10 protein-coding genes are annotated in these 10,304 nt (G+C 39.6%); 2 read left to right on the top strand and 8 right to left on the bottom strand.

Translation table 11 applies throughout. The features are described from left to right. Window positions 1-162 precede the first annotated feature (162 nt). The gene (locus tag RMB13_RS00400) at window positions 163-456 is read left to right on the top strand and encodes a hypothetical protein (protein ID WP_281834516.1); all 294 of its coding nucleotides are present in this window, start codon (window positions 163-165) and stop codon (window positions 454-456) included. 305 nt (window positions 457-761) lie between these two features. Here the strand turns inward: RMB13_RS00400 and budA are convergent, their stop codons facing one another. After that, complete coding sequence (gene budA, locus RMB13_RS00395; protein ID WP_311073047.1) at window positions 762-1,598, bottom strand: acetolactate decarboxylase; 837 nt, start codon at window positions 1,596-1,598, stop codon at window positions 762-764. A 12-nt stretch (window positions 1,599-1,610) separates the two neighbouring features. Continuing rightward, window positions 1,611-2,417: a glucose 1-dehydrogenase gene (locus RMB13_RS00390; RefSeq protein ID WP_311073045.1), complete on the bottom strand. Its 807-nt coding sequence runs from the start codon at window positions 2,415-2,417 to the stop codon at window positions 1,611-1,613. Window positions 2,418-2,514: 97 nt separating this feature from the next. Between RMB13_RS00390 and RMB13_RS00385 the strand changes: the two genes are divergently transcribed. Further along, window positions 2,515-3,408, top strand: coding sequence for a LysR family transcriptional regulator (locus RMB13_RS00385; RefSeq protein WP_281834514.1), 894 nt, complete (start codon window positions 2,515-2,517; stop codon window positions 3,406-3,408). Window positions 3,409-3,994: 586 nt separating this feature from the next. Here RMB13_RS00385 and RMB13_RS00380 read toward each other — a convergent pair. The 6 genes from RMB13_RS00380 to RMB13_RS00355 all read right to left on the bottom strand — a co-directional run bounded on the left by RMB13_RS00380 (window position 3,995) and on the right by RMB13_RS00355 (window position 9,722). Beyond that, a complete protein-coding gene (locus tag RMB13_RS00380) occupies window positions 3,995-4,153 on the bottom strand; it encodes a hypothetical protein (protein WP_311084093.1) in 159 nt (52 codons plus the stop codon). Window positions 4,154-4,473: 320 nt separating this feature from the next. Next, on the bottom strand, window positions 4,474-5,247 hold the full coding sequence (locus tag RMB13_RS00375) for a ferredoxin--NADP reductase (protein ID WP_311073041.1): 774 nt from the start codon (window positions 5,245-5,247) through the stop codon (window positions 4,474-4,476). A gap of 19 nt (window positions 5,248-5,266) precedes the next feature. Beyond that, the gene (moaA, locus tag RMB13_RS00370) at window positions 5,267-6,298 is read right to left on the bottom strand and encodes a GTP 3',8-cyclase MoaA (RefSeq protein WP_311073039.1); all 1,032 of its coding nucleotides are present in this window, start codon (window positions 6,296-6,298) and stop codon (window positions 5,267-5,269) included. A 1-nt stretch (window position 6,299) separates the two neighbouring features. Continuing rightward, window positions 6,300-6,638: a ferredoxin FdxA gene (fdxA, locus tag RMB13_RS00365; RefSeq protein WP_311073038.1), complete on the bottom strand. Its 339-nt coding sequence runs from the start codon at window positions 6,636-6,638 to the stop codon at window positions 6,300-6,302. Further along, window positions 6,635-8,926, bottom strand: coding sequence for a molybdopterin-dependent oxidoreductase (locus RMB13_RS00360; protein ID WP_311073036.1), 2,292 nt, complete (start codon window positions 8,924-8,926; stop codon window positions 6,635-6,637). The genes fdxA and RMB13_RS00360 overlap by 4 nt, the downstream gene beginning before the upstream one ends. Window positions 8,927-9,125: 199 nt before the next feature. Continuing rightward, entirely contained in the window at window positions 9,126-9,722 is a 597-nt protein-coding gene (locus RMB13_RS00355; RefSeq protein ID WP_281834503.1) for a TetR/AcrR family transcriptional regulator, read from the bottom strand. Window positions 9,723-10,304: the final 582 nt, after the last annotated feature.

Below are 10,304 nucleotides of genomic sequence, written 5' to 3'. Positions count from 1 at the left end.
CAAAATTACTGATGAAAATGCAGATACTACCCCTGCGGGAGTTTATCAAGACACCGTAACGGTACAAGTCGAATTTTAGTAAATTTTATTTTAATCTAATTTATATTTTGAACTATATTATTTTAAGACTTTATCTAAGTCTTAAAATAATATAAGTATTGTGTGAATGTAATGGTTTTAGAAATATCTAATATAATTGAACAACATGATAGATCTATGAAACTCCATGTTTTATATGGTAATAATGCACTGGTTAAGGGAGATTTAGTGGTTTTTACAAGTGATCCAAATACTTTTGAAGATTATTGGGATGGTATTGTCTTTGAGTGCATTGCTGATAGTTATATAAATAATCAAGGGTGTTGGGTTCTTCTTGAAGGTATATCTAAGAAAATAAATTGTAAAAATTTATCTAAAATAAACTTGGAGAAATCTATATTTCCAGATTTTGATTAACTGTATTTATGATTTATCTATGTTAGTGCTTGGGGATTTCTATTATTTATAGTAGTAACTATAATACTCAACTGTGTAAGGTTTTTAGGGGGAATGGCGTAATTTATTTTGTCATACTTATAAAAGCATGATCACTTTTAATAAAAATTCGGTATACCAAATATTTTTAAATCTCCAGTTAATGAAATATAAAGCAAAAATTATTAGAAAAGATAAAAGTGAATCAAAATATTGCTATAACTTAAATATAGAAACAGATAAGGGTTAACCCTTATCTGTTTCTATATTTTCAACAAAAGTTATGACTACTCTACTTGATGAATTTTTCCTGATGAATCAGGTTTTGAAAAATTAAATTTCTGAAAGTCTTGGTCTTGTGGAGTTTCAAGATCAAACTTTTTTAACTCTGCAAGTTCTATTTTTAAGTTACTTCCATCAAATCCTAAAACATGTCCGCCTTGTTTCTGGTCTTGAGATAAAAAGTGGAAATGATAACCTCCAATATTAATACCATTCAAAAACTCTGGTAACCGATAACCGACAAGAGTGCCGCTAGTGTTTTCATAATTTAGCTCCACCTGTTTATCCATCATATTGTATAGAGGGGTAAAATAGGGGGCTTGTTGGGCATTGACTGGTGGAAATGCTCTGGTTCTGATGCTTTTGAATTTTCCAGTGATTTTGATTGCATACATCTTGTTTAAGCTTCGGAGCTTATTATTAATAAAATCAAAAAACTGCTCTTGACTCATTTGCTGGCTAATTGAGAAGCTTTGATCAGGTTTGAAAAAAGTGACAAAACTGAAAGGGGTCTTGAATTCATCAGATACGATATGAGTCTGACCAGTAGAGGTAGTTTGATAAAATTTCCCATCTACTAGAATGAGTTCACCATCAAGCAAATCTGGTGCACCTAACCCAAAGTTACCATGCTCTTTGATCTCTCCAATGCTTTTAGACCCTTTATATAAACCTTCAATAAAAGCATCCGCTATTCCATACTGATAAAGATGATTATCAGGTGCAATGGTATTATGTGCTTTACCAACATAAGCGGTCTTTTCGATATTTTTTTCATTGGCATAGGCAATATTTGCAATGCCAAGAAGAGATATACTAATAATGGTTAATTTTTTAATCATTAGAATCTTCCTTTATCGTAAACCTGCGATTGAGAAGCCACCGTCGATAAGAATAGATTGCCCAGTGATAAAACTAGCTTCATTTGTACACAACCAGGTTACTGTATTTGCTATATCTTCTGGTTGTCCTAGTCTTTGTTGAGGGGTATAGGCAATATATGGTTTGGCAGTTTCATCATCAACAAAGCGCCTAAACATTGGAGTATCAATAATCCCTGGATTTACGTTGTTAATTCGAATTTGTAATGGGGCAATTTCCAGTGCAAGCGCGCGTATCATGGAGTCAAGAGCACCTTTACTAGCAGAATATGCAGATGAACCACTACTGGCGCCAACAGCTAACCATGAGGAAGTGTTAACAATCACTCCGGGTGTTTTAGTTTTCATCATGGCAGTGATCTGATACTTAATGGCTAACCATGTACCTCTTAGATTGGTCAGGATCGTTTTATCAAAATCTTCTTCATCCATGAGATGCGCCGGTGCGAAACTTCCTTCGATACCAGCATTATTAAATGCAATATCAAGCCGACCATAGGTTTGGATAATTTGATTTATAAGTTTTTGAATTTGATTTGAATCATCAATATCGGTTGGGACAATAAAGGTTTTACCTACTCCATAGGATGTTTCTATTTCATAAGATACTTGCTGAAGAGATGAGATAGTTCGTCCAGCAAGTACAACATGAGCACCTTCTTTTGCAAGAGATAAAGCTGTCGCTTTACCTATACCTGTACCTGCGCCAGTAACTAAAGCTACTTTCCCTTCTAAACGACCTGAAACTTTTTGGATATCTGAAATCATACAATTTCTCAAACTTCTAGATGTGTTAAAGAAATTGTATTGTTTAATAAACAGGATACAATATAGACAAAATTCAATGAACTGATGAATTAATCAGTATAATAATGATATGGCAAAAGCAAATTTTGATGAGCTCTGGGCATTTGTGGTTATTGCTGGAGAAAAGAGTTTTCGGCGTTCGGCTGCAAAATTAAATGTAACGCCATCTTCATTAAGTCATTCCATGAAAGTATTAGAAGCGAAGCTCGGGGTCAGACTTTTAAATCGCTCAACACGTAGTGTTTCTTTAACAGAAGCTGGTAGTCATTTACTTAATAAAATTTTACCAGCTTATAGTGACATTCTTTCAGCAACGGAAAGTCTAAATGATTTTCGTAGCAGCCCTCAGGGCATTGTGAAAATTAATGCTCCACGATCAGCCTTGATTTTATTTTTTCTTCCACACATTAAAGCTCTAAGCAAACTTTACCCGAACATTACTTTTGAAATTGCTGCAAATGAAGAGTTTATCGATATTATTGACAGTGGCTTTGATATTGGAATTAGGTTAGGTGAAAGTATTCAAGAAGACATGAAAGCTATTCCAATTTCTAAAAGCCTTAAATTTGCAATTGTCGCTAGCCCAGCTTACTTTTTGAAGTACCCTAAACCGATATCTCCCAAAGACTTGTTAGATCATAATTGTATTGGCTGGCGTCAAATCAATAGTCAGGTTTTATATAGTTGGCCTTTTGAAAAAGAAGACCAAAAGCTTAATCTGGCTGTTAAAAGCACGCTCATTCTAGATGATGCCGATTTAATGATAAGAGCCGCTTTGGATGGGCTTGGTGTTGCATTTTCATTAGAAGAGCAAGTATTGCCGTATATTCAATCTGGGCAATTGGAGAATGTTTTGGATGATTGGTGTGTTAGTTTTCCTGGATTTTATTTGTATTACCCAAGTCATCGGAATCATTCAGCAGCCTTAAAAGCAGTAATTGATTATTTTCTTCAGAGAATTTAATTTTAATAACAATAAGTTTTTAAGAATTCAATATTAATCAGTAAATCATATTTTATGAGGAACCTCATTATGATATTTCCGTGCAGTTAGTTGCCCTTGTGAGTTTCTAGTAAATACATTTGAGTATGAATTATGTTAATGATAGGTTCAATTTGATCAAAAAAGTTAAAATATCAGTCTTATATGGCATAAACACTATAGCATTCAAAAAATTTTTTATAGTTTTTAAACCTTGAATAGTCTCATATAAGTTAAAAGTCGTAGCAACAATTAATCAAGAATTTATTCTTAAACGATCGACTATAAGTTATTGTATTTCATAGTGGCACCATTGCACTGATGATAAATACGCAAGATATGGTACAAAATAGGCTAATCATGCTGAATAATACCTTGCTGTTTTCAGCAATGCCATCCAGTTCGTGGGATTCTCCCTGTTTTTCGAACATAAGTATTTGACCATTTTGATTGAACTGTGGTTCACGTAAGACAAAAACAAACACGCTGCAGAATAAACCAAGGATCGCCATAACCAAAAGTACTTCATGCCAAGAGAGTACAATGAGTAGTAATGATTGGCCCAAACTTAGATCAAATAAGGCAAACTACTTTGTTGCAAGCTTTGTAAAGCCCTACGACGTGATGGTTTGGTAGCGACTACTGTTACTGCCAAAATGGTTGGACAGAAGGGACCTTCAGAAATACCTATCAAGGCATGGATCATAATTAGGCTAGTCATGCCCATGGCTGTGCCAGAAAAACAGATGCAAATGAAAACACCAAGAGCGATACGATTAGGATCTTACGGTGTCCGATTTTGTCCGAAAGGTATCCAGTAAATCGCAAGGATACCTCATGCAATATCCAATGCACCAAAAAACATCTAGACATTGATTACTCAATAGTTCAATGGCTAATTTTAGCGATAACATGAAGTTTCCAAAAAATTGCTTATTGTTGTCTAGTGCTGTGCAAAAACAATTTTTGCACAGTTTTCTCGCGTTGTCGTCGGGGAGTGGATGAGTTGAGCTGGGCCATAAGTTTGAGTCATGAATTAATCATCTTCTATTTTTCAACGAATGCACGTTCAATGACATAATCACCTGGTGCATGACTGGTACCTTCGGCAAAACCACGTGTCTCTAGTATATCCACCAAATCTTTAAGCATACTTGGGCTGCCACAAATCATGATGCGATCCGTCTCTGGATTGAATGGCGGCAAATTGATGTCTTCAAAGAGTTTCCCTGACTCAATCAGGTCGGTTAAGCGTCCTTGTTTGGCAAACTCTTCACGTGTTACGGTTGGGTAATAAATCAATTGATTCTTGATTAGATCACCAAAGTACTCATGTGCAGGTAGGTCTTCTGTGATATGTTCAAAGTAGCCTAATTCACTTTTCCAACGGACACCGTGAGTCAGGATGATTTTTTCAAAAGCATCATAAAATTCAGGATCGCGTACTACACTCATAAAAGGTGCTAAACCTGTACCCGTGGACAGTAAATATAGATTTTTCCCCGGCTTTAAATTGTCTATAATGAGTGAACCCGTTGGTTTACGTGAAACCAAAAGCTTGTCGCCAACTTGTAGGTGTTGTAAACGAGAGGTGAGAGGGCCTTCTTGCACTTTAATGCTATAAAATTCAAGATGATCTTCATAATGAGCACTGACCACACTATAAGCACGCATAAGCGGCTTACCATCAACTTCAAGCCCAATCATCACAAACTGCCCTGTTTTAAAACGCAGGCCAGGATCGCGCGTTGTGGTAAAGCTGAATAAGGTATCGTTCCAGTGATGAACGCTGAGTACGGTTTCATGGGCCATGTTGGACATAACAGAATCTCTTGGAAATTTAGCCGCCAGTCATGTTCATAAAACGAACAATTTGGGGCGACTCGTTGAGGTTAAAATGGTGTGTTTCTGGTTTCATCGGAATAGCCGCCAGAATCGCGGTCTGTAAATCATTCTGATTATTGGGGTGTGTTCGTATAACGCTGCGCAGATCAGCAGAATGTTCGTTACCCAGACAGAGTATTAAACGTCCTTCAGCCGTTAATCGAACACGATTGCAACTCGAACAGAAGTTACGACTATGCGGAGAAATAACGCCAATACGTGTCGGGCTGTTCGTTGTTTTGTAGTACCTTGCTGGACCACCTGTATTCTCTAGAGTGGGGGTTAGTAAGAACTCTTGTTGAATAATCTCTAATATTTCATCGCTGGAGATATAAGCCGTTGCCCGATTATGTTCATCAATAATTCCCAGTGGCATCTCTTCAATAAACGTAAGATCCAATTGCTCGCGTCTTGCAAAATGGACCAGATTCAGGATTTCATCATCATTGCGTCCGCGCAAGATGACACTATTTAATTTGATCCGTTCAAAGCCCACATCTTGTGCCGCGTGTATACCATCCAAAACATCATGCAGATGACCAGTGCGCGTGAGTTCATGAAAGCGTGTGGGGTCTAGGCTATCGAGGCTGATATTGATTCGATCAAGCCCAGCGTTTTTGAGGGGGATTGCAAACTGTTTAAGACGGGCACCGTTGGTGGTCAGGGTTACCTCTGCTAACCTATCCAATTTTGCTAAGCGTTCAACCAGTGAAGGCAGGTTGGCTCGAACAAGGGGTTCTCCGCCTGTTAAACGAATCTTGGTCACACCCAGTGCAACGAATGCGGCCGATATCTGATATAGCTCTTCTAGGCTTAAAATCTGTGCTTTGGGTAAAAAAGTCATGTCTTCTGCCATGCAATATACACAACGGAAATCACAGCGATCCGTGACAGACAAACGCAAATAGGTAATTTGACGACCAAAGCTGTCAATCAGTACAGGCGCGGTGGTTACCTCGTTTGCGGTTATCGGATGCACAGCTCCCATATCAGGCACCATTGCGATCTAACTGAGCCAATTTCCCAGCGACTTTAGTCCACTTTTCATGATCAGGTAAGGCGGGTTTTTGCTTCGTGATTTGCGTCCAGTTGGGGTGTTTGGCCAGAACGGCATTCAACTCAACAAACTTGATCTGATCTGCGGGCACTTCTTCTTCAGCGCGAATGGCATCAACAGGACACTCCGGTTCACATAAGGCGCAGTCGATGCATTCATCAGGGTCAATGACCAGAAAATTAGGCCCCTCATAGAAGCAGTCGACTGGGCAGACTGAAACGCAGTCTGTATGTTTGCATTGAATACACTCTTCCATCACGATAAAGGTCATAGCACTTGCTCCAGATCAATTTTTTCGACTTTACGAATGTTCACAGGGACATGTTTGTGAAAAGGGGTTTTAGATAGGGGATCACAATGAGTCCCTGAGGTGAGACGATTAAGCTCAGGTCCAATCGGGGCACTGCCTTGATAGCGCATACCATAACCATGCGGCAGGGTGACCATCCCACGACGTACTGCATCATCAATTTCAATGACCACATTGATCATCCCTGTTGCGGATTCACAGATAGCATGTGACCCATCTTCCAGCTCCAGATGCTTGGCATCATCAGGATGCATGCGCATCGCCCCATGGGGATCGACTTTACGCCAGTTAGGATCACGGTAAATCTGATTGGCGTTATAACTGCGACGTTCCCCCGCCATTAGGATGAACGGATAATCTGCACCCGGCATAACTTCTGATTTCAATGCACGTAGTTCTCTGAACATTTCAGGAATCGCCAGATGGACGCGTTTATCTGAAGTTTGAATCAACGACCATATATCTTTGAATTCATGCTTACTGAGTAAGGTACCTGCTCGGTTATTGAGGATGGCATTGAAGAGCACTGTGCCTAGCGTCAAACGATTACCCTGATAGCCTGCTCGACGCACCGCCTTATAATGGGTTTGGGTATATTGAATGGCAAGGGGCAAAAGAGGTGCTGCTGCTGCTGCATCATTCGGAAGTGCCTTACCCAATGTGCGATAAAGAATTGAGGCAGCAAAAGGAATCAATGATTTATTGCGCGCCAATGTTGCTCCAATTGCAGTCATGTACACCAAGTGATTAGACGCTTTGGGTTCATGTTTAGCTATTCTTTCAAGCAGCGGGAAACGATCAGGCAGGATTTCCATCTTTTCAAGTAATCGAGTATAAATTTCGGGTTCACCGAGCGACTCACTGAGTTTAGGGAAGAGCGCATGACGCAAATGGAAGGCATTTTCTGGAAATTCCAAGTTAAACCCAGTGGCTTCCCATTTTTCAAATTGTGAGGCTGCGGGCAGGACATAATGTGCAAGATGAGCCGTTTCAGTCATGGCCACATCGACGACCACGAGGAGTTCAAGCTTTTTGAACGCACGTTCATAGGCTTGTGTATCGGCATAGGTCATGAGCGGGTTGGAACTGTCAACAAACACCGCACGGATACGGTTTTCGCCCTTATGTTCGATCTCATCGGGCAGAATATTGGGCGGATAGATGCCTGCAATTGGGTACATTTTGTGATGGGCAGTGAGTTTGAGTGATTTACCATTCTTTTTTTTGCGCTCATCAGTATGACCAAGGAGTGGTAGAAAGAAGGTGTGCAGATTATTACCACCTCTTTTGCCGAAGTTACCAGTAATTAAATACAGTAGTTTTTCCAAATAGCCATTTAATGTGGTATGCAAGGTTTGTTGTATGCCTAGATCAATACGTACACATGCGGTCTTTGCCGTTGCAAAGCCCCGTGCGACACGTTCAATATCTGCCAATGGGACATCTGCACGCTGTGCGTATTCCTCGATAGGGATAGCCAAAAGTTCTTGCTCGACCTGATCAAAACCTGTGCAATGTTTGGTCAGGAAATCACGATCATGTAAGTTCTCACGTACAATGATACTCAACATTGCGGACATCAAGTATGCATCGGTACCAGGTTTTACTTGTAAATGAATATCGGCTTGTTTGGCAGTTTCAGAGCGACGCGGATCAATCACCACCATGGTACGATTCGGGTCTTTTTTGATTTCTTTTAAGGTGTCGCGGGCATTGGGGATGCCATGAGCCTGAAAAGGATTGGTCCCGATAAAAAGTACATAATCTGCATGTTCGACATCTTCAGTTGTATGGCAGGTTTGACGACCAAATAAGCGGCCATTGAGCCAAAAGTCTCCAGTTTTTTCTTGCCCAAGTGCATTGTAGGCATAACGGCTTTTCATGGCTGATAGGATTTGGCGACTATAGGCGCCGCCGATATGGTTGCCTTGACCACCTCCACCGACAAAAGCAAAGGCATCCCCGCCATGCTGTTTACGGATGTCGAGCAGTCTTTGAGCTATGTCGGTCAGAGCCTCATCCCAACTGACCCTTGTGAATGTGCCATTGGCCTCACGCTTGAGTGGAAATTGTAGTCGATCACCATGATTTTGATAGTGTTCCAGACGCGCTGCTTTTTGGCAGATATAACCTTTGGTCAGCGGATGATCTTTGTCACCGCGGATCTTTGTAAACTTTCCATTTTCAATCTCGACTTCTAAACCACAATTACGTGAGCAGAGGATGCAGGCGGTTTTTTCAGATGCCATGGTGAACTCCGAGCAAAAAATTAGATTTATTATAAGTAAACGTTCGTAAGGTAAACTAACGTTATTCTATTGAGGTAGGCTTGTCAATGACTGGGGGCCTTAATTACTTTTGAGGAAGTCGGGATTAATTTAAATATATTGATGAGTTATTGGTTTAGCAAAAGGCTAAAGATTGAGCTCTTCGAATATAGAGAGGTCATTACTGTGACTGTTCATTAGATGAATCTTCGTTTGTTAAATGATCAAGTGATCGATTTATAAAGTTTTTGCAAGCCTCCAAGATTTGTTTTTTTGTTTTGTCACTTGACATTGCACGGCTCAGACTGACTGCCCCCATGCTTAAAGCAAGTGTTGCCCAAGCCGTATCTTCATCTTTTAAAATCTGAGCTAATGATTGCTGAATTTCTATGACATTGGATTCATACACTTGCTTGATATCATCTGTTGAGCGCGCAACTTCATTACTTAATATCGGTAGTGGGCATCCCAATTCTGGATGTTTTACATGTGTAGGGCTTAGATAAAGTGCAAGTAATTGTCGTAATGCATCTGCTGAACTATTAGCATCTTCAGGCAGGAAACGTTTTAGTGTGTCCATGAGTTCTTTTTGAATAATTTCTTTAAATAGCTCATTTTTAGAACTAAAATGACTGTAGAATGCTCCACCTGTGAGTCCAACAGAGGCCATCAATCCATCGACCCCTGTTGTCGCAAAACCATTTTTTTTAGCCAAGCTACCTGCTTGTTCAATTAAACGTTGGCGAGTTTCAGCTTTATGGTTTAATGAATAGCGCATCAGGTTGTCTCTTATCGGTAATCTCAAGTTACCATAATAACACGTGGTCGTTTAGTTCTAGTATGGCTTAATCTGACGTTGTGACCTACGTTGAATCTACATTTTAGTCATTAATTGAGAGCAGTGATGTCCAAATTAGAATGCAGGAGTTAAGGGGACCAATTCTATTTCATGGAGAGCATCTAGACATCAGATCTATTCGTCCAATGAAGGATAGAGCCTTTGTTTAGCATACTTAGATGCGTACTTCTTGATAGTATTCTCGATCATAGAGTCGAATTAGAGGGTGGCCCAAAGTTGGTTTAGGGCATTGATAACTTAGGAGCTTATATTGATGGGGAATTATATAAAAACTAATTAAAGAATTAATCAGTGTGGCTGTTTATGAGGAATATAATCAAGTAATAAGGGATGACTTTATATCAAATTGCAAGACTATTACTAGACAAGTAATTGTTGAATGATAAATAAAATTATTGCTGAAGGCTAGGAGCAATCTTATGCTAAGATTTAGCTCCTGACGATATGCTAATCATATTCAATAGTTACAGTAGCCATTGCACGTACTTTACCGGCAGTTAC

Source organism: Acinetobacter sp. V102_4, assembly GCF_031799005.1.
Classification (GTDB): domain Bacteria; phylum Pseudomonadota; class Gammaproteobacteria; order Pseudomonadales; family Moraxellaceae; genus Acinetobacter; species Acinetobacter calcoaceticus.
The sequence above is the reverse complement of the archived record's forward strand: the minus strand, read 5'-3'. Positions and strand labels throughout refer to the sequence as shown.